Consider the following 18,962-nt stretch of genomic DNA (forward strand, 5'->3'; position numbering starts at 1 on the left):
GGCCGCCGAGCCGAGCGCTCCCGCCCCCAGCCAGGAGCCGACCGCCGAACCCAGCACCGCCCCGACCACCGAACCCACGACACCGGCGCCCTCCGAGACAGCCACACAGGATCCGCCGCAGCCGACCGCCGAGCCGAGCGCTCCCGCCCCCAGCCAGGAGCCGACCGCCGAACCCAGCACCGCCCCGACCACCGAACCCACGACACCGGCGCCCTCCGAGACAGCCACACAGGATCCGCCGCAGCCGACCGCCCCTGCCGAACCAACGATCGTCAGCCGGGCCGACTGGGGCGCGGACGAGTCGCTCGTCGCGGACCCGCCTTCCTACCTGGACAAGGTCGACGCGGTCTTCGTCCACCACACCGCCGGCACGAACAACTACGACTGCGCCGAGTCGCCCGCCATCATCCGGGCCATCCTCACGTACCACGTGAAGACCAACGGCTGGAACGACCTCGGCTACAACTTCTTCGTCGACAAGTGCGGCACGGTCTTCGAGGGCCGCGCGGGCGGCGTCGACAAGCCCGTCCGCGGAGCCCACACCTACGGCTTCAACGGCTACTCGTCCGGCGTCTCGCTCCTCGGCGACTACGAGAACGGCGGTACGCCGACGGCTGCGGCCAAGCAGGCGATCGCCGACATCTCCGCGTGGAAGCTCGGCTTGCACGGCGTCGCCCCGGAGGCGAAGGTGACGCTCACCGCCGCGGGTGACACCGGCGTCTGGAACACCGGCGACAAGGCCACTCTCAACACGATTTCCGGTCACCGCGACGGCTACGCCACGCTCTGCCCAGGTGCCACGCTCTACTCTGCACTGCCGGAGATCCGCAGCACTGCGGGCGCGTCGATATACACGAGCTGATCCCGCACGGCTGATGGCCGCCTTCCGCCGCGGTGGCGGGGGCGGCCTTCTTTCCCGGTTTCGCGTCGCCTGTCTTGCGGACTGTATGCACGTCCTTGCGGCCTGGTTAGTCGTTGCCATTTCGGCCAGACGCAGCGGCCCCGTCTCTGACGGCCGCCCTATGGCGGCATGGACGTCGCAGGCGGCCCGCACCGCGGCGAGCGGCGCCCCGGGCGACATGCGCATACCGCGCCACCCCTGCCGGGTCACCTCGGGGCCGGGAGGCAGCGCGTCGTCCCACACCAGCCAGGGGTACACCCCCTCCGTGGCCAGGTCGGCGAGCACGCGGCCGGCTTCAGCACTGATCATTCCTTGAGGCTAGGGACAGGACGCGGGACGCGACACGCTCCGTACCCGACGCCGTCAGGTCCCGGCCGACTTCGTCAACTCTCGCCGGGGTGCAGAATCCTCGCATGGACATCGAACCCGTCGCCTGGGACCACCCCGACGCCGCAATGCTGCGCGCCCGGCAGCGCGCCGAGATGGCCGAGCGGTACGGCACCCCTGACAGCGAGTCGGGCAGCGTGCCTTCCGCATCCGACATCGAGGTGTTCGTCGTGGCCCGGACGGCCGACGGGACCGCCGTCGGCTGCGGCGGGCTGCGCGCCCTGGACGAGCGGTCGGGCGAGGTCAAGCGGATGTTCGTGGTGCCGGACCGGCGCGGCACCGGTGTGGCTCCCGCCGTCCTGGCGGCGCTGGAGCAGTGGGCGGAGGCCAGGGGCTGGACCCGGCTGCGGCTGGAAACCGGCCCCGCGCAGCCCGACGCCGTCCGCTTCTACACGCGCTCCGGCTACCGGCGGATCCCCAACTTCGGTGCGTACGCCCAGGTGCCTGACTCCCTCTGCTTCGAGCGCCTGCTCCCACCGTCATCCGTACCGGCCCCCTAGGTCCTGTCGTGGCCGGGTGAGGGCGAGCGACATGTGGTCCGGCTCGCCCTCACAGCGGGGCGTGATCAGAACTTCCCGTCGACCGGGATCCAGCCGGACCAGGTCTCGGGCTGGTAGAACTTTCCGGTGTCGCCGTCGTAGCGCAGGATCCGCAGGCGTACGTTGCCGTTCTCGCGGTAGTCCTTGTTGCAGGTCGCCCAGGTGTTCACGCCGAGCTTGTTGACGCAGACCTCCTCGGCGCGCCCGTAGTCGGTGTAGACCCCGACGGCCGCGGACATGCCGTCCTTCTTGGTGTCGCCGGCCCAGATGATGTCGCCGTTGTGCTGGAAGCACCCGCTGGAGCCGTAGGCGGCGGTCGCACCCAGGCAGGTGTTCGACGGCGGGGCGGCCTTGGCGGCCATCGCGCCCACCGGTCCCGTCGTCTCGTCCTCGTCCGCCGGGAAGGGGATCTCCGTGCCCGGTTCCGTGGCGAGGCCTTCGACGATCTTCACGCCGGCGGGCAGCTGGATTTCCACGGGGGTCTCCGGGGCGTCGTCGGCGAGCGCCGGCGTCGCGGTGACGGCCGAGAGGGCGAGTGCCGACGCCCCGGCGAGAACGCTCAACTTCGAGCGCCAGTTTTCACGCATGCTTCACTACCCCCGCGCCTGACCTCTGTGGCGAGATCATCAATTATCAAATGTGAACAGGGTGTGAGACTAAGAGATCGCTGTGACGGAAGGAAGGGGCCCCTGTGACGCAAGTGGTTGACGGTGCCCGTGATCCTGACCGTCGCACGGGCAGGATCACCGGCCAGGAAGGCCGTACGGTACGCGGAACGGGAGGGCGGGCACACGGTTGTGTGCCCGCCCTCCCGTTCCGGATCTCTCACCCGCTCACCGGGGATGCGCTCACGGCAGGGTGGGCGGCTCGGCGGCCCGCTCCCCCTCGGTGACTTCGGCGAACGAGGGGTCGACGGCGCACTCCGCGGGGATGTCGGCGGCGGAGCGGGCGCACTTCTCGGGGCCCGGCACACTCTGCTCGTTCAGCTCGGGCGGCTCCGTCGCGAGCTTGCCCGTCTCGATGTTCTCCGCGAGTTCCTTCACGGAAGCCGGTCCGGTGGGGGCGGCGGGCCGCTCGGCCTCCGTGGTGTCCGGCGAGGACGAACAGGCCGCCAGACCCGCTGTCGCGCACAGGACGAGGGCGGCCGAAGCCGCGGCGGTACGAAGTCGCATGCAAATCCCCCCTACGCGGATGCCCGGACACCCGGGTCATCAGTCGATCCACGGTGCCACAGAGGGGGGTTGGGCGGGCGGAGAACAGGTGAAGAAGGCGCGCAGAGTGCCTCGTCAGCCGACCGGCAGCCCCGGTGCCGGGTGGGCGTCCATCAGTTCCTTCACCTCTCCCCGCACCTTCCTGATCGCCGCCTCGTCGCCCGTGCGGGCCGCGTCGACCGCCGTGGTGATCCAGGTGGCGACCGCGCCCATCGCGGAGGCGGGGACGCCCCGGGAGGTGAGGGCCGGGGTGCCGATCCGGATGCCGGAGGGGTCGAAGGGCTTACGGGGGTCGTAGGGGACGGTGTTGTAGTTGACGACGATGCCCGCGCGGTCGAGGGCCTTGGCCGCGGTCTTGCCGGGGACGTCCTTGTTCGTGAGGTCGATCAGCAGCAGGTGGTTGTCGGTGCCGCCGGAGACCAGGTCGAAGCCTCGGGCCGCCAACTCCTCCCCCAGCGCTCGGGCGTTGGCCACGACCTGGTGGGCGTAGGAGCAGAAGCCGGCGGTGGCGGCTTCGCCGAGGGCGACCGCGATGGCGGCCGTGGTCTGGTTGTGGGGGCCGCCCTGGAGGCCGGGGAAGACCGCGCGGTCGATGGCGCGGGCGTGTTCGGCGGTGGAGAGCAGCATCGCGCCGCGCGGGCCGCGCAGGGTCTTGTGGGTGGTGGTGGAGACGACGTCCGCGTGACCGGCGGGCGAGGGGTGCGCGCCGCCCGCGATCAGGCCGGCGATGTGGGCGATGTCCGCGACCAGGACGGCCCCCGTCTCGCGGGCGATCTCCGCGAAGCCCGCGAAGTCGATCGTGCGGGGAACGGTCGTACCGCCGCAGAAGATGAGCTTGGGTCGTTCGGCGCGGGCCAGGTCGCGGACCTCGTCCAGGTCGATCCGGCCGGTGTCCCGGCGGACCCCGTACCGGACACCGCGGAACCAGCGGCCGGTGGCCGAGACGTCCCAGCCGTGCGTGAGGTGGCCGCCCATCGGGAGCGACATGCCGAGGACGGTGTCACCGGGCTGGAGGAAGGCCAGGTAGGCGGCGAGGTTGGCCGGGGAGCCGGAGTAGGGCTGGACGTTGGCGTGGTCCATCCCGAAGAGGGCCTGGGCGCGGCGGATCGCCAGGGTCTCGACCTGGTCGATGACCTGCTGGCCCTCGTAGTACCGCTTGCCGGGGTAGCCCTCGGAGTACTTGTTCTGGAGGACGGTGCCCGAGGCTTCGAGCACGGCGGCGGAGACGTAGTTCTCACTGGGGATCAGGCGCAGGGTGTCGGCCTGGAGCCGCTCCTCCGCGCCGATCAGGGCGGCCAGTTCCGGGTCGGACGCCAGAAGGGCCGGGTGGCGGGGCGCGGTCGCGGCAGCGGTAGCCGTGGTGGTCGTGGTGGCGCGGGTGGTCATGGAAGAGGCCTTCCGGGTCGGCCGCTGTACGCGGCGTGGACCCGGATGCCCAGGCGGACGGCTCTCCGGAGATGACGCCCCGGGCACGCCCGGGGTGCGCCGCTTCCTCGTGGTCGGTTCCACGGAGCGCCCCTGCCGGGGCGCGCGCCAGTCGCGGCGTTCGGCAGTTTAGAGGGTGGGCCGGGGCGGCGGTGGCCCGGCGCCCGAAGAGGCTGCCGCGACCGTGCGTGGCCGGTGCCCGAAGTGGGCAGATTCCCGGTGACTTTTCGGCTCGGCGGTGGGGGACCGTTATGGAGTCCGGTGATCGTTACGGCGTTGCGGGGTACGGAGGCGACGGAGCCGGGGGCGGCGGGGCCGTGCCGCCGCCTTCTCAGGCGCCGTCCGTCGGGCCGCCGCCGCCCGGTGCGGCGTTGCGGGCGGTCGCCGCGGCGTTGCTCAACCTGACCGGGCTCGGGCTCGGTTACGCCCTGTTGGGGCGCTGGGGGCGGGCCGCGGTGTGCTGGGCGGCCACGGCGGTGCTGTTGTGGGTGGCGTTGCCCGCCGATCCGGACGGGGTGGCCGCGGGTGTGCTCGTCGGGTACGTGCTCGTTCTCGTGGCCGCCGCCGTCGACGGAGGACGGATCGCCCGGCGTTCGGCGGTGGGCGGGGCGTGGCGGCCCGGGCTTGCGGTCGGTCTCGGCGTGGTGCTGCTGGCCGTGCCGGCGGGCGGGGCCGTGGTGTACGGCTCCGCGCGGGACGAGGCGCGGGAGCAGATGCTGCTGGAGCGGCTGGAGGACGGGGACGAGCGGGTCGCCACCGCCTCGGGGCAGCCGTTCGACGCGGCGAAGGACGAGTACGGGAAGGCTCTCGCCGTCTATCGCGCGCTCGACGAGGACCATCCCGGTTCCCGGGCCGCGAAGCTCGTCCCTGACCGGCTGAAGGCCTACTACGACGCCGTCTCCGCCCCGTACGCGAAGAAGCGGCACTGCGAGGCCGTCGCGCCGCTGACGTATCTGCGGACGCTGCCGGACTCGGTGGACGGGCAGCTGCTGGGTGATCTGGCCGCCTGGCCCGACACCCCGCTCGCCGAGTCTCTGTACGCGTGCGGTGTCTCCCGTCTCGGTGGGACCGGCGGCGGCGGTGGTGGTAGCGGTGATGGTGGTGCGGAGCTGGGGCAGTTGTTGCGTACGTTCCCCGATTCCGCCTCCGCGCGGCGGGTCGCACCCGCGATCGACGAGCGGATCAAGGACCAGGTCGCGGCCTTGAAGGGCGCCGAGCCGTGTGCGGCCACCGAGGTGCTGCGCGGCCTCGGCGCCACCGCGTCCCGGCTGCCCGACGACAGCGTGAAGAAGCTGCGCGCCGATGCCGACAAGGGCGTCGTGGACGGGGTGTACGCCTGCGGGGTCGACCAGTTCGAGGACGAGAAGTTCGGTGCCGCGCGCACGACGCTCACCGGTTTCGCACGGACGTACAGGAGCGACGGGCGGGCGGGGCAGGCCCGGGACATCGCGATAGCCGCGGAGATAGCCGACGACCGGCCGGCCGCGGGCAAACGGCTGCCGCCGTCGAAGCGGCCCGGCGGGGCCCGGATGGAGCTGGTCATCAGCAATGACGCGCCGAACACGGTCGAGGTGCTCTACACCGGTCCGGTCACCGGCACCGTCACGCTGAGGGCCTGCGCCGGCTGCGAGCGGTACAGCGCCTCCGAGGGCCCGCGGCGGGCCTGCAGGGCGAGCGGCAGGAGTTACCCGAAGGCACGGCTCCAACTGCCCGCCGGGGAGTACCACTTCCTCTACAAGCACGGCACGGGCGCGACCTCCCGCGTGGACAGCTACTCCTCCGGGACCCGGGTCCAGCCGGGCTACACCTACACCAGTTGCACGTACGTCATCGAGCGCGGCCCGTTCGGCCTGGACCTGCCGCAGCTCCCGGATCCGATCCAGCCGGTGGTCAGCCCTTGGGGCGCGGGTTCTTCTCGATGACCCGGCCGTCCAGTTCGGCGGTGAGGAAGGCGCCGCCGTGCGAGTCGGAGACGTACACGCGCACCACCGGGCGGTCGCCGTGGAAGGGCGACGAGGGGTCCACGATCACGTAACTGCTCTCCGGATTGTCGACGTTGAGCGTCTTCTCCGCCGTCTTCAGCAGGGCGGGCAGCGCGTCCCAGTCGACGGAGTCCAGGTCGATCGTCGTGGAGCCGGAGGTCAGGGTGCCGCCCATGTCGTCGTTCTTCGCCCGGCCGTCGCGGTAGCTGAAGCGGTCGTACAGCGCGGCGTTGGACTTCAACGGCGCCTCGGCGGAGGCGTGTTCGCCGTAGAGGGTGAAGTCGGTGACCTTCGTTCCGCCCATGAGCGGCTTCAGCGCGTCGATCGCGGTCCGCGCTCCGTCCGGGGTCAGGAGGTTCACCGCCTCCGCCTCCGGTGCGTCCTGCTCGTCGGGTCCGTCGGCGACCGGGTCGGGCGCCGGGGCCGAGGCCGAGACCTGCGGTGCGCTCGCCCGGTCGCGCGGGAGGTCGTCGCCGCCGGAGCCCTCGGAGGAGAAGGCGCCGGACGTCCAGAGGATGGCGCCCGCGATCACCACGGCCGAGACGACGGACGACGCGGCGCTGATCCGCCAGACGCGGCGCTCGATGCGGCGTCCGCGCTCGTCCCGGGTGGCGGCGGAAGTGGGGGGCGGCGTGGCGTATCCCGTCGGGACGCGGTCCTCCGGGGCTCCGAAGGGCGCGAACCCGGGCCCCGGTCGCGGCGGTGGCGTGGCGGCCGACTGCGTGGGCGCCACGTGTACGGATCCGGGGTGCGCGGATCCGGGGTGCGCGGAGGCGGGGTGCGCGGAGGCGGGGCGTTCCCGTACCGGCTCCGTGGGCGTCGGGGTCGTGCTCCCGCCGCCCCGCGCTGCCTCGGCCAGCAGGCGGTCGAGGGTCTCGGCGTCCGGGCGGGCCGGGATGTCCCGGGTGAGGAGCGCGTTCAGCGCCGGGGCCAGGGACCCGGCCCGTACCGGCGGCGGGATCTCCTCGTCGAGCACGGCGGCCAGCGTGGCCAGGGTGGTGGCCCGGCGCAGCGGGTGGCGGCCCTCGACGGCGACGTACAGCATCATGCCGAGCGACCAGAGGTCGGAGGACGGGTCGCCCTCCGTGCCCCGGATGCGCTCGGGGGCTATGTAGTCGGGCGAGCCGATGAGGGCGCCCGTCATGGTGAGGCTGGTCGACTCGCGGATGGCGGCGATGCCGAAGTCCGTGAGGACGGGGCGGCCGTCGGGGCGCAGCAGGACGTTGGCGGGCTTGACGTCACGGTGCTGGATACCCACCGCGTGGGCGGCACGGAGGGCGGAGAGGATGCCGCGCCCCAGCTCGGCGGCGTCGGCGGGCGCCATGGGCCCGGTGGCGAGCCGGTCGTGCAGGGAGGAGCCGGCCACCAGCTCCATCACGATCCACGGGTAGCCGTCCTCGCCGGGGTCGACGATGTGGTGGACGGTGACCACGTTGGGGTGGTCGACCCGGGCCAGGGCGCGGGCCTCGCGCAGGACCCGGGCGCGCAGGGTGCGGGCGCCCTCGGGGTCGTACTCCGCGAGCGCCGGGTCCGGGGGCCGTACTTCCTTCAGCGCGACGTCGCGGTGGAGCGCCTCGTCGCGGGCCCGCCAGACCATGCCCATGCCGCCGCTGCCGAGTCGCTCGACCAGCGTGAAACGGCCGTCGATCACCCGTCCCGAGGGGACCTCTTCGCTCATGGGCCGTAGCGTACGGGGGGCGTCGGACAGCGGGGAGCGGGGGCGGGGCCCGAGGGCCGCAGCCCTGTCAGGCCGAGGTGCGTTTGCGGGATGACGCCGTCTTCTTCGTCGTCCCGCTGCCGCCGCTCGACGACGTCTGCTTCTTCGTCGCCGTCTTCTTCGCGGTGGCCTTCTTCGTCGTCGACGTGGACTTCTTCGCGCCGGTGGACTTGGGGGTGGACTTTTTCGCTGCCGCGGTGGACTTCTTCGCTGCCGCGGTGCTCTTCTTCGTGGGCTGCGGGGACGACTTCCCGGCCGACTTTCCGGACGTCCTCTTGATGGGGTGTACGTCGGCCATCTCGCCGTCGCCCTCGCCCTCCGCCCCGGCCCCCTCCTCGCCCCGGGACTTCTTCGCCGCCTGCACGCTGTTCTCCAGGGCCGCGATCAGGTCGATGACCTTGCCGCCGCCGGCGTCCCCGGACTCGGCCGGGCGCACGGTCTCGCCGGAGGCCTTCGCGGCGATGAGTTCCTCCACGGCCTCCCGGTAGTCGTCGTGGAGGCTGTCCATGTCGACCTCGCCGAGGGTGTCCATCAGGGCGTCCGCCAGGTCGAGTTCGGCGTCGCGGACCGTGACGTCACCGTCGGGCGCGACGCCCTCGGGGGCGCGGATCTCGTCGGGCCAGAGCAGTCCGTGCATGGCGATCACGTCGTCCACGACGCGGAGCATGCCGAGCCGTTCGCGGCCGCGCAGGGCGTACTTGGCGACGGCGACCTTGTTGCTGCGCTTGAGGGCCTCGCGGAGCAGGGTGTACGGCTTGGCGGCGGGCACGCCGTTGGCGGAGAGGTAGTACGCCGCGTCCATCTGGAGCGGGTCGATCTGGTCCGCGGGCACGAAGGCGACGATCTCGATGGTCTTCGCGGTGGGCAGCGGGAGCTGGGCGAGATCCTCGTCGGTGATCGGGATCATCGTGCCGTCGGCGTCCTCGTACGCCTTGCCGATCTCGCCGCCCTGGACCTCTTCCTCGTCCAGTTCGCAGACCTTGCGGTACCGGATCCGGCCACCGTCGGCGAGATGGATCTGCCGGAAGTGGATCGAGTGGTTCTCGGTGGCGTTGACCAGCTTGATCGGGATGCTGACCAGCCCGAAGGAGATCGCGCCGTTCCATATGGACCTCACCGTTCACCCCTTTTGGCCGTGAAGCACAGTTTGGAGGGTTTTCGTGTGACTCTTATCGTATGACGCCGATCACCGAGGTGGAGGGGCGACGGGTCACGCTCAGCAATCTCGACAAGGTCCTGTATCCGGCCACCGGAACGACCAAGGGCGAGGTGCTGCACTACTACGCGGCCACCGTGGGCGGCGTGATCCTGCCCCAGCTGGCCGACCGTCCCGTGTCCTTCCTGCGGTATCCGGACGGGCCGGGCGGCCAGCTCTTCTTCACCAAGAATCCGCCACCCGGTACGCCCGCCTGGGTGGAGACCACCCCGGTCCCCCGCAGCGAGGCCCGGGGTGCCCGGCAGGTGGTCGTGGGCGGTCTGGCCTCGTTGATGTGGGCGGCGAACCTGGTGGTGGAGTTCCACACGCCGCAGTGGCGCACCGGCGCGCCGGGGGTCGCCGACCGGATGGTCCTCGACCTGGACCCCGGCTCCCCGGCGACGGTCGTGGAGTGCTGCGCGGTGGCGCTCTGGCTTCGGGAACGGCTCGCGGACGACGGGCTGACGGCGTACGGGAAGACGTCCGGGTCCAAGGGGCTGCATCTGCTGGTCCCGCTGGAGCCCACGCCGTCCGGCGAGGTGTCCGCGTACGCGAAGCGGCTCGCGCTGGAGGCGGAGGAGGCCCTTCCGGCGCTGGCACTGCACCGGATGAAGCGCTCCCTGCGGCCGGGCAAGGTCTTTGTCGACTTCAGCCAGAACTCCGCGTCGAAGACGACCGCCACGCCCTACACCCTGCGCGCCCGCCCCGAGCCGACCGTCTCGGCCCCCGTGACCTGGGACGAGATCGCGGACTGCCGGGAGGCCGGGGCCCTGGTGTTCCGCGCCGGGGACATGGCCGCCCGGCTGGACCGGCACGGCGATCTGCTCGCCCCGCTGAACGACCCGGGGCAGGGCCGTCCGCTCCCCCGCACCGCCGAATCATCTTGACCCGGTCATGACCTCGTTACGGGCCCGAGGAAAGGCCACAAGTGGCGGGTGGATTGTCGGAGCCGTGGTGCACACTCTGCGCAGGCGCTTTCTACGGGGCGCGCCGGGAGGGGTGTGACGGGCAGGGTGCGCCGCGTGGCGTGCCGGTCCGGGCGCTGTCGTGATCACGGGGAGGGGATGGCGTGTTCTCGGGGATCGACGAGGTCGACTGGGCCTCGATGGAGCATGCCTACGGGCCGGCCGACGACGTACCGGAGCTCCTGCGGGGGCTCGCGTCGGACGATCCGGCGGAGCGGGAGGCCGCGCTCGACGGCATGTACGGGGCGGTGCACCACCAGGGCGACGTGTACGCGTGCACGCTGGCGTGCATCCCGTTCCTGTTCGAGCTGGTCGTGGATCCGGGAGTGCAGGACCGGGGCGGCGTCGTCGAACTGCTCACCAGCATCGGGGGCTTCGACCTCGACGAGGACGACGAGGCGGAGATCGACGAGGACGAGATCGAGGGCGCCGCGAACTACGCGATGGCGGCGGCCGCGGTCACCGCGGGCGCCGGGGTGTTCTTCGAGCTGATCGCCGACGAGGACCCCGGGGTACGGCTCGCGGCCCCGCTGGCGCTCGCCACGCTGCACCGGCACCCCGTGCGGGTGCTCGCGCTGCTGCGCGAGCGGCTGCCGGTGGAGCCCGACGAGGAGGTGCGGCTCGCCCTCGTGGAGGCGGCCGGACGGGTCGCCCTGCGGCACCGGCCGCTGGCCGAGCGGGTCGGGAAGTGGCTGGGCCTGCTGGCGTCCCGGGCCGACTCCCCGGGACTGCGCCTCGCGGCCCTGGCCCAGCTGGCCCGCTGTTCGCCCGACGGGCTGCCCGGCGACGTGGTGCCGGTGGTCTCGGGGCTGCTGCGCGAGATGCGTTCGGCCCCGGAGGAGTCCGACGGCCGGGTGGAGCCCGCCGGTCCGGGAACGGGTGCCCCTCCCGGAGGGATCCCCGCGCGGGAGGACGACGAGCCGGAGCCCGGCTCGGACACGACAGCGCCGTCGGCCCAGGCCCCGGCGGCGGACTCCGAGCCCGTGGAGCCCATCGAACCCGTGGAGCCGGTACAGGCCGTGGACCCCGAGCCCGTGGCCTCGGCGGAGGCCGGGCGGGGCGAGCATGTCGTGACGCCGACGCTCGTGGGGCAGCTGCGCTCGCTGTACGCCCAGGAGAACGCCGGGCGCGGCGCCCCCTGGGCCGCGGATCTGCTGCGCACCCTGCACGTCGGCCTTGACGACCGGGTGGGCGACCGCACCGCGCTGCTCGCCGACCAGTTGCGCAGCCCCGACCGCCATCAGCGCATCGACGCCGTACGGATGAGCGGCGGGCTCATACGGGCCTGGCGCGGCCCCTACGAGGAGCTGGTGGCGCTCGTCGGCGAGCAGTTGGCCGACCCCGAGCCCCGGCTGGCCGAGGCCGCGTCCCATGTGCTGGAGGAGCTCTTCGGACTCGCCGCGCCCGCGGCGGACGCCCTGGCCGCCCGGCTGGCCGCCGATCCCGGGGGCTGGGTGAAGACCTGGGCCGGCGGTCCGCCCGGACTCGGCTCCACCGTGAAGGCACTGGCCCGGCTCGGCGACGCCCGTGCGGTGCCCGCGCTGGCGGCGGCCCTGGAGCGGGAGCAGGTGGCGCACGACGTGGGGTTCGCGGTGGGGTGCCTGGGGGCGGCGGCCCGGCCGCTCGCCGGGGTGCTGCGGCGCAGGCTCGCGGACGTGGAGCTGGACGAGAACGCCTACGACCGGGCGAGCCCGCTGCTGGCCGGGCTGACCGCGCTGCGGGCGGGTGAGGCCACCCCCGAGGTGCTGCGGGTGCTGCGCGGGGCGCCGGAGTACCGGGGCGCGTGGCTGCGTACGGCGGCGCTGCGGGCGCTGGGAGCCTTCGGGCCCGCCGCGCGGGAGGCCGTCCCCGAGCTGCGGGCGCTGGTCCGCCGTCCGGGGACGGCGTCCGCGACGGAGGCGGCCGAGGCCCTGTGGGCGGCCTCCGGGGACGCGGACACGGTGCTGCCGGTGCTGATCGAGGGCCTTGAGTCGGACCAGGTGCACGACCGGCGGTCGGCGGCGGTGGCACTGGGGGCGCTCGGGCCGCGCGCCGCGGTGGTCGCACCCCGGCTGCGCGGGCTCCTGGCGCACGACGAGCTGTGGCTGCGGGTCGACGCGGCGATCGCACTGTGGGAGGTGTCCGGGCGGACCCGGGAGACCGTCGCGGCGCTGCTCACCGCCTGGGAACAGAACCGCCATGTCCGGGTCCGGGTGGCAGAATGCCTGGCACGGATGGGGCCGGTCCCCGAGGGGTCGGCCGCGGCACACGTCCTGCGGAGCGAACTCGTCTCCGTACGCCGTCACAACGCGATGGACGGCGGGTACGGCAGTCATGACATCCACGAGGACGAAAAGCTCCTGGCACTGTGCCGGCAGGCGCTCCGGGGGGCGGGGAAAGGAAGCACTCCATGATCATTTTCGGCACCAAGGGCTACCTCTATCAGCTGGCCGTCCTGACGATGGTGTGCGGCTGGTGCGGCAACCCGGCGGCGCACACCCTGCGCAAGCGGGTCACGAAGTTCACGCTGTTCTTCGTGCCGCTGTTCCCGTTCTCGACGAAGTACGCCACGCAGTGCACGTTCTGCGGCGGGGAGCGGCAGATACCCAAGGAGGAGGCGGACCTGCTGCTCGCCCAGGCCGCGGCCGGGCAGGACGGCAACGCCTACGGTCAGGCCCCGCAGCCCGGCGTCACGCCGCCCGGCCAGAACCCGTACCAGCGCTGACCCGTCGGCGGTCCGGCCCGTGCGGCCCCTGCGGCGACCGCGGGGCCACGCAACGTTACGCAGTGGTGCGAACCGGGCATTGCGCGCGGCCACCCCATTAGGGTGTGAAGCCTCTGTCGTCGAGGAGGAGGCGAGAGTTGCGTCCGCACCGCGCCCCGGCGGCGACCCGCACCGCCGCGTCCGCCGTCGCCGCGCTCACCCTGCTGTCCGGCTGCGGCACGGCGGGCGGGCTGAAGAGCGCGGGGGACGCGCCGTCGGCCGTCGAGCCCAAGGGCCTGTGGCCCGAGCTGCCGCCCGCCTCCTCCGCCCCGTACGACTACGGGGAGGGCGAGACCGCTCGGATCCCGGGGATCCGGGTCACCGGCGGTGATGTGCGGCGGCTGGACCCGGTGACCGTGGCACAGGCCGGGCTGAAGGCGAAGACGGACCGCGACAGCGGCCTGGACGAACTGCCGGACTCCACAGTGCGGCAGATCGAGGCGTGCCGGACCGCCCCGGACGACTGCCCGGTCCTCCCCCCGTACTACCGCGATCTGACCGGCGACGGCCGGGACGAACTGGTGCTCGGCATCCGGATGCCCGACCAGCAGCTCGCCGTCCGCGTCTACATGCCGGACGGGGGCGGGCTGACCCGGATCATGTCCACCTACGACGCCGTGATCAGCGTGGAGCTGGCGGGCCGGGACCTGATCATGCGGGCTCCCTCGGTGATCCCGGGGTACGAGTACCGCACCGCGTGGTCCTGGGACGACCGGCAGCGCGCGATGCTGCCCACCCGGGACGAGATCCTGCGGACGCCCGAGCACCGGAAGGCCCCGAGGCCGGGGCGCACGCCGACGGGCACATCGGCCCCGACCCCGTCCGCCGGCACCACCGCAAGCCCGGGAACATCGACGCCCTCCGACTCCGCCGCGGGGACGCGATGAGACGGCGGCGCCGCTTCCGCTCGCCCTCCTGGACCGCGAGCCTCACCTGGAAGTCCGCGGTCTTCCTGACCGCCATGTGCTGCACCCTGGCCGCCCTCCTCGGCGTCCTCGTGCACACCGCGGTCACCCGGCAGACCGTCGAGCACGCCCGCGAGAAGGCGCTGGCCCGGCTGGAGGTGGTCACCGACGCGTACGAGGCCGGGGAGCCGCTGCCCCGGGGGTCCGGCATCGACCCGCCCGGCCTGCCCGCATCGCTGCGCGCCCTCGCCGCCGGCGGCGAGCGGGGCACGGTCGTCGCCGACGGGCCGCACCGGCCGGGCGACCCGGACGGCCGGGGCGGCCCGGCCATGTGGGCGGCGGGCCCGGCGGACGGGCGGGCGCTCGCCACCTGGACGGACTACAGCCACAGCGCCCGGACCATCGGCGGCCTCGACCGCGCGATCATCGGCTCCTCGCTGCTGGCCATCGCCGCCACCCTGCTCGTCGGACTGTTCGCCGTCGGCCGGGTGACCCGCCGGCTCCACCAGAGCGCCCGGGTGGCCCGCCGGATCAGCGCGGGCGATCTCGACGCCCGGGTGAACGACCCGCGGACCGCGCGCCCGGTCCGCGCCCAGGACGAGGTGGCGATCGTGGCGGGCGCTCTCGACACGATGGCCTCGACCCTTCAGCGCAAGCTCCAGACCGAGCAGCGGTTCACCGCCGATGTCGCGCACGAGCTGCGCACCCCGCTGACCGGTCTGTCGGCCGCCGCCGAACTGCTGCCACCGGGCCGCCCGGCGGAGCTCGTGCGCGACCGGGTGCAGGCCATGCGGGCGCTGACCGAGGACCTGCTGGAGATCTCGCGCCTCGACGCCCGTACCGAGCAGGTCGACCTCGCCGTGCACGATCTCGCGCCGATCGCGGAGCGGGTCGTCCGGGCGTCGGGCACCGACACCGAGGTACGGGTGAGCGGCGCGGCCCGGGTGGAGACCGACCGGCGGCGGCTGGAGCGGGTGCTCGGCAACCTCGTGGCCAACGCCCACCGGCACGGGGCGCCTCCGGTGGTGCTGGACGTGGACGGCGCGGTGGTCACCGTGACGGACCACGGGCCGGGGTTCCCGGCGTATCTGCTGGACGGCGGACCGCAGCGGTTCCGTACGGACGGCGCGGGCAAGGGGCACGGTCTCGGGCTGACCATCGCGCTCGGCCAGGCCCAGGTCATCGGCGCCCGGCTGGACTTCGGCGACGCGCCGGACGGCGGGGCGCTCGCCCGGTTGACCCTGCCGGAGTACGTGCGGCTCGACGACGGTGATTCCGACGAGAATCCCGGTGGGGACAGGGGTCGGCGGGGCTCGGACGACCCGGACGGCTCAACAGGGAACGCCCCTCACGCATCGTGACGCGTTGCAGACCGTGAGTGGCGATTTTAGCGTGACGATCACGAGCCCAGCTCGTGTCCCCCACGTTCCGCTTTCCCCATCGCATGGAGGCAGCATGTCCCCCCTGTCCCGCCCCTCGCGGCTCCGCCGGCTCGGTCTCTGCGTCGCCACCGGCACGCTCGCGGCGCTCACGGCCGCCGCTCCCGCCGCCATGGCGGCCGACCCCCAGCCCGTCGGCCAGCGTGCGGAGGCAAGCGCTCCGGACCCGACGTCCGACGAGCTGTCCGCCTCGGCGCTCCAGCGCGAGCACGAGGCGCAGCAGAAGGAGGCCCGCCAAGAGGCGCAGCAGCAGGGCCAGGCGCGGCCCCAGGCGCCGAAGCGGATGTACAAGGGACGGGTCATCGCCAAGCCGTACCTGCTGCTCCGTGACAAGCCGACGCGCAGCAGCCGTATCGTCGGCTCGGTCAAGTACGGCTCGTACGTCAACATCTTCTGCAAGACGAAGGGCGACAACGTCGACGGCAACAACCGCTGGTACCTGCTGACCGACGGCACCTGGGCCTGGGGTTCGGCCCGCTACATCGAGAACATCGGCGCCGCGCCGAAGTGGTGCTGACCTCGCGTCAGGAGCGCTGACCTCGCGTCACCCGCACATCCGCACCCGCGCCCGCCCGTGGAGCCCGGCCCCTGTCGCCGCGCGCTCCACGGGCGGGCGCAGGTGCGAAGGGGGCTCCGCAATCGACGAAGGCGTGACCCAGCAAGGTGTGACATAAGGGAAATAACGCCCTCCTCTTGCTACGTTGCGGAGCATGACCGCAACGACGGCGGACGCTCCCCCGCCCGAGCTCCGCCTGCCCAAGCGGCGCGGGGTGGAGCTCACCCTCCTCGTCGGGGGCGTCCTGATCGCCGTCTTCGGCTACGCGGCGGTCGGGCTGACCCACGACGGCGCCGTGCCGCCGGACGTCGCCGGGTACGGCGCCGGGCTCGGGGCGCTGGCGCTGCTCGCCCATGTCGCGGTCCGCTTCCGGGCCCCGTACGCCGATCCGCTGCTGCTGCCGATCGCCGTCCTGCTCAACGGCCTCGGCCTGGTGCTGATCTACCGGCTCGATCTGGAGACGCCGAGGGACCAGGCCGCGCCCACCCAGCTCGTCTGGTCCACGCTCGGCGTCGCGCTGTTCACCGCCGTGGTGGTGCTGCTGCGCGACCACCGGGTGCTCCAGCGGTACGCGTATCTCTCGGTGGCCACGGCGCTGGTGCTCCTGATCGTGCCGATCTTCTTCCCGGCGGTGAACGGGGCGAAGATCTGGATCCGGATCGGCGGACTCTCCTTCCAGCCCGGGGAGTTCGCGAAGATCCTGCTCGCGGTGTTCTTCGCCGCCTATCTGGCCGCCAACCGCAACGCGCTCGCGTACACCGGCCGCAGGGTGTGGAAGCTGCAACTGCCCGCGGGCCGGGTGCTCGGGCCGATCGTGGCGATCTGGCTGCTGAGCGTCGGCGTGCTGGTGCTGGAGCGCGACCTCGGAACCTCGCTGCTCTTCTTCGGGCTGTTCGTCATCATGCTGTACGTGGCGACGGGCCGGACCGGCTGGATCGCGGTGGGCCTGCTGCTGGCGGCCGTCGGGGCGTTCGTCGTCGGGACGTTCGAACCGCATGTCCACAGCCGGGTGGAGGACTGGCTCGACCCGTTCGCCTCGATCGACGCGGGGCGGGGACCGGGCCAGCTCGCCCAGTCGCTGTTCGCGTTCGCGGCGGGCGGGATGCTCGGGACGGGGCTCGGCGCCGGGAACTCCATCCTGATCGGCTTCGCCGCCAAGTCCGACTTCATCCTGGCGACGGCCGGTGAGGAGTTGGGGCTGAGCGGGCTGACGGCGATCTTCCTGCTCTACGCGCTGCTCGTGGCGCGCGGCTACCGGGCCGGGCTCGCCCTGCGCGACCCGTTCGGGCGGCTGCTCGCCATCGGTCTCGCCTCGATCCTGGCGCTCCAGGTGTTCGTGATCGCGGGCGGGGTGATGGGGCTGATCCCGCTGACCGGGATGGCGATGCCGTTCCTCGCGCAGGGCGGCTCTTCGGTCGTCACCAACTGGATCATCGTGGCGCTGCTGATCCGGCTCAGCGACGTCGCGCGCCGGCCCCACCCCGAGCAGGTGGAGACCGGAGTCGTCGCGGCGGCCGTGGAGGAGGAGAACCGGTGATCCGCTACATCAGGCGGGCCGCCGCCTTCTGTCTGCTGCTGCTCGTGGCGCTGCTCGTCAACGCGGCCCGCGTCCAGCTCTTCGAGGCCGACGAGCTGGACGACAACCCGGCCAACCGCCGCGACGCGATCGTCCGTTACGACCAGCCGCGCGGGAACATCCTGGTCGGCGACCGGCCCGTGACCGGCAACAAGGAGACGGGCGAACAGCTCAGCTTCGAGCGCACCTATCTGCACGGCCCGCTGTACGCGCCGGTGACCGGATACGCCTCGCAGACGTACGGCACCACGCTGATCGAGAACGCCGAGGACGCCGTGCTCTCCGGTACGGACTCGCTGCTGGCGCCGCTGCCCTTCTGGAACGAGTTCACGCGAGGGCGGCAGCCGGGCGGCGATGTCGTCACGACCATCAAGGCGTCGATGCAGCAGGCGGCGTACGAGGGGCTGCGCGGGCGGCGGGGCGCGGTGGCGGCCCTGGATCCGTCGACGGGCGCGATTCTGGCGCTGGTCTCGACCCCGTCGTACGACCCCGAGCGGCTGTCCGGGACCGGGGCTGCGGTGACCGACGCGTGGTCCCGGCTGAACGCCTCCACGAGCATGCCGATGCTCAACCGGGCCATCCGGCAGACCTATCCGCCGGGCTCCACCTTCAAGATCGTGACGGCCGCGGCGGCGCTGGACTCCCGGGCGGTGACGGACCCCGACGCGGCCACGGACACCCCGTCGCCGTACGTCCTGCCGGGGACGCGGACAACTCTGCCGAACGAGGCGAGGGGCTGCGAGAACGCGTCACTGGCGGAGGCGATCCGGGTCTCCTGCAACACGGTGATGGCCCATCTGGGGGTGGAGGTCGGCCTCGGCGGGATGGTGGAGACGGCGGAGAAGTTCGGCTTCAACGACACCGGGCTGCGCATTCCGTCGGGGGTGGCAAGGAGCAACTTCGACACGGACATGAGCGAGGACCAGCTGGCCCTGTCCTCGATCGGGCAGTTCAACACCACGGCGACCCCGCTCCAGATGGCGATGGTCGCCTCGGCGGTCGCGGGCGGCGGGGATCTGCGGCGCCCGCATCTGGTGGACCGGGTGACCACGAACACCGGGGACACGGTCCGGCAGGAGCGGTCGGAGTCGTACGAGCGGCCGATGAACCCGGCGACCGCGGTGCAGCTCCAGCGGATGATGGTCGAGGTGGTGGAGAACGGCACCGGGTCGAACGCGGCGATCGACGGGGTCCGGGTCGGCGGCAAGACCGGCACCGCCCAGCACGGCGTCGACAACTCCGGTCTGCCGTACGCCTGGTTCATCTCCTGGGCCCAGGCCCCCGACTCGGGCCGCCCCGCCGTAGCGGTGGCGGTGGTGGTGGAGGACGCCGCCGCCGACCGGGCCGACATCAGCGGCGGCGGCAGCGCGGCCCCGATCGCCCGGGCCGTGATGGAGGCGGCGCTGGAGGAGTGACCCGCC

General features: G+C 72.9%; 16 protein-coding genes. 11 read left to right on the top strand and 5 right to left on the bottom strand.

Annotated features, from left to right (window positions below):
- Positions 1–862, top strand: an 862-nt coding sequence (locus IE140_RS00955) for a peptidoglycan recognition protein family protein (protein WP_189459981.1), incomplete at its 5' end; no start/stop codon positions are given.
- A 452-nt stretch (positions 863–1,314) separates the two neighbouring features.
- Positions 1,315–1,788: a GNAT family N-acetyltransferase gene (locus IE140_RS00960; RefSeq protein ID WP_093442076.1), complete on the top strand. Its 474-nt coding sequence runs from the start codon at positions 1,315–1,317 to the stop codon at positions 1,786–1,788.
- Positions 1,789–1,853: 65 nt separating this feature from the next.
- Here IE140_RS00960 and IE140_RS00965 read toward each other — a convergent pair whose 3' ends face one another.
- The 3 genes from IE140_RS00965 to glyA all read right to left on the bottom strand — a co-directional run bounded on the left by IE140_RS00965 (position 1,854) and on the right by glyA (position 4,424).
- Positions 1,854–2,414, bottom strand: a complete 561-nt coding sequence (locus IE140_RS00965; protein WP_150195413.1) for a hypothetical protein — start codon at positions 2,412–2,414, stop codon at positions 1,854–1,856.
- A 261-nt stretch (positions 2,415–2,675) separates the two neighbouring features.
- Positions 2,676–2,999 carry a hypothetical protein gene (locus IE140_RS00970; RefSeq protein ID WP_032763104.1) on the bottom strand — a complete coding sequence of 108 codons (324 nt, stop codon included), beginning with the start codon at positions 2,997–2,999 and terminating at the stop codon, positions 2,676–2,678.
- Between the two features lie 114 nt (positions 3,000–3,113).
- The gene (gene glyA, locus IE140_RS00975) at positions 3,114–4,424 is read right to left on the bottom strand and encodes a serine hydroxymethyltransferase (protein WP_150195415.1); all 1,311 of its coding nucleotides are present in this window, start codon (positions 4,422–4,424) and stop codon (positions 3,114–3,116) included.
- A gap of 290 nt (positions 4,425–4,714) precedes the next feature.
- Between glyA and IE140_RS00980 the strand changes: the two genes are divergently transcribed.
- Positions 4,715–6,385: a hypothetical protein gene (locus tag IE140_RS00980; RefSeq protein WP_229826659.1), complete on the top strand. Its 1,671-nt coding sequence runs from the start codon at positions 4,715–4,717 to the stop codon at positions 6,383–6,385.
- On the opposite strand, the gene IE140_RS00985 is transcribed toward IE140_RS00980, so the two are convergent.
- Both IE140_RS00985 and ku read right to left on the bottom strand, forming a co-directional pair.
- Positions 6,354–8,123: a serine/threonine-protein kinase gene (locus IE140_RS00985; protein WP_229826660.1), complete on the bottom strand. Its 1,770-nt coding sequence runs from the start codon at positions 8,121–8,123 to the stop codon at positions 6,354–6,356. The genes IE140_RS00980 and IE140_RS00985 overlap by 32 nt on opposite strands.
- Before the next feature lie 67 nt (positions 8,124–8,190).
- Complete coding sequence (gene ku / locus IE140_RS00990; RefSeq protein ID WP_150196997.1) at positions 8,191–9,279, bottom strand: non-homologous end joining protein Ku; 1,089 nt, start codon at positions 9,277–9,279, stop codon at positions 8,191–8,193.
- Between the two features lie 59 nt (positions 9,280–9,338).
- Between ku and ligD the strand changes: the two genes are divergently transcribed.
- The 8 genes from ligD (at position 9,339) to IE140_RS01030 (ending at position 18,956) form a co-directional block, all read left to right on the top strand.
- The gene (gene ligD, locus IE140_RS00995) at positions 9,339–10,244 is read left to right on the top strand and encodes a non-homologous end-joining DNA ligase (protein WP_150196996.1); all 906 of its coding nucleotides are present in this window, start codon (positions 9,339–9,341) and stop codon (positions 10,242–10,244) included.
- A 182-nt stretch (positions 10,245–10,426) separates the two neighbouring features.
- Positions 10,427–12,715, top strand: a complete 2,289-nt coding sequence (locus tag IE140_RS01000; RefSeq protein WP_150196995.1) for a HEAT repeat domain-containing protein — start codon at positions 10,427–10,429, stop codon at positions 12,713–12,715.
- On the top strand, positions 12,712–13,026 hold the full coding sequence (locus tag IE140_RS01005; protein WP_093442093.1) for a zinc ribbon domain-containing protein: 315 nt from the start codon (positions 12,712–12,714) through the stop codon (positions 13,024–13,026). The genes IE140_RS01000 and IE140_RS01005 overlap by 4 nt, the downstream gene beginning before the upstream one ends.
- Positions 13,027–13,163: 137 nt before the next feature.
- Complete coding sequence (locus IE140_RS01010) at positions 13,164–13,952, top strand: hypothetical protein (protein WP_150196994.1); 789 nt, start codon at positions 13,164–13,166, stop codon at positions 13,950–13,952.
- Positions 13,949–15,331 carry an ATP-binding protein gene (locus tag IE140_RS01015; RefSeq protein ID WP_150196993.1) on the top strand — a complete coding sequence of 461 codons (1,383 nt, stop codon included), beginning with the start codon at positions 13,949–13,951 and terminating at the stop codon, positions 15,329–15,331. The genes IE140_RS01010 and IE140_RS01015 overlap by 4 nt, the downstream gene beginning before the upstream one ends.
- 94 nt (positions 15,332–15,425) lie before the next feature.
- Positions 15,426–15,926 carry an SH3 domain-containing protein gene (locus IE140_RS01020; RefSeq protein WP_093445165.1) on the top strand — a complete coding sequence of 167 codons (501 nt, stop codon included), beginning with the start codon at positions 15,426–15,428 and terminating at the stop codon, positions 15,924–15,926.
- Positions 15,927–16,119: 193 nt separating this feature from the next.
- Positions 16,120–17,502, top strand: coding sequence for an FtsW/RodA/SpoVE family cell cycle protein (locus tag IE140_RS01025; protein ID WP_093445166.1), 1,383 nt, complete (start codon positions 16,120–16,122; stop codon positions 17,500–17,502).
- Positions 17,499–18,956 carry a peptidoglycan D,D-transpeptidase FtsI family protein gene (locus IE140_RS01030; protein WP_150196992.1) on the top strand — a complete coding sequence of 486 codons (1,458 nt, stop codon included), beginning with the start codon at positions 17,499–17,501 and terminating at the stop codon, positions 18,954–18,956. The genes IE140_RS01025 and IE140_RS01030 overlap by 4 nt, the downstream gene beginning before the upstream one ends.
- Positions 18,957–18,962 lie beyond the last annotated feature (6 nt).

The sequence above is a fragment of the Streptomyces parvus genome, from assembly GCF_014648875.1.
GTDB classification, from domain to species: domain Bacteria; phylum Actinomycetota; class Actinomycetes; order Streptomycetales; family Streptomycetaceae; genus Streptomyces; species Streptomyces parvus.

Coding starts and splice junctions, on each gene's coding strand:
- glyA (WP_150195415.1), bottom strand. CDS start 4,424: ATGACCACCCGCGCCACCACGACCACCACGGCTACCGCTGCCGCGACC.
- IE140_RS00960 (WP_093442076.1), top strand. CDS start 1,315: ATGGACATCGAACCCGTCGCCTGGGACCACCCCGACGCCGCAATGCTG.
- IE140_RS00965 (WP_150195413.1), bottom strand. CDS start 2,414: ATGCGTGAAAACTGGCGCTCGAAGTTGAGCGTTCTCGCCGGGGCGTCG.
- IE140_RS00970 (WP_032763104.1), bottom strand. CDS start 2,999: ATGCGACTTCGTACCGCCGCGGCTTCGGCCGCCCTCGTCCTGTGCGCG.
- IE140_RS01025 (WP_093445166.1), top strand. CDS start 16,120: ATGACCGCAACGACGGCGGACGCTCCCCCGCCCGAGCTCCGCCTGCCC.
- IE140_RS00985 (WP_229826660.1), bottom strand. CDS start 8,123: ATGAGCGAAGAGGTCCCCTCGGGACGGGTGATCGACGGCCGTTTCACG.
- IE140_RS00980 (WP_229826659.1), top strand. CDS start 4,715: ATGGAGTCCGGTGATCGTTACGGCGTTGCGGGGTACGGAGGCGACGGA.
- ligD (WP_150196996.1), top strand. CDS start 9,339: ATGACGCCGATCACCGAGGTGGAGGGGCGACGGGTCACGCTCAGCAAT.
- IE140_RS01020 (WP_093445165.1), top strand. CDS start 15,426: ATGTCCCCCCTGTCCCGCCCCTCGCGGCTCCGCCGGCTCGGTCTCTGC.
- IE140_RS01005 (WP_093442093.1), top strand. CDS start 12,712: ATGATCATTTTCGGCACCAAGGGCTACCTCTATCAGCTGGCCGTCCTG.
- IE140_RS01015 (WP_150196993.1), top strand. CDS start 13,949: ATGAGACGGCGGCGCCGCTTCCGCTCGCCCTCCTGGACCGCGAGCCTC.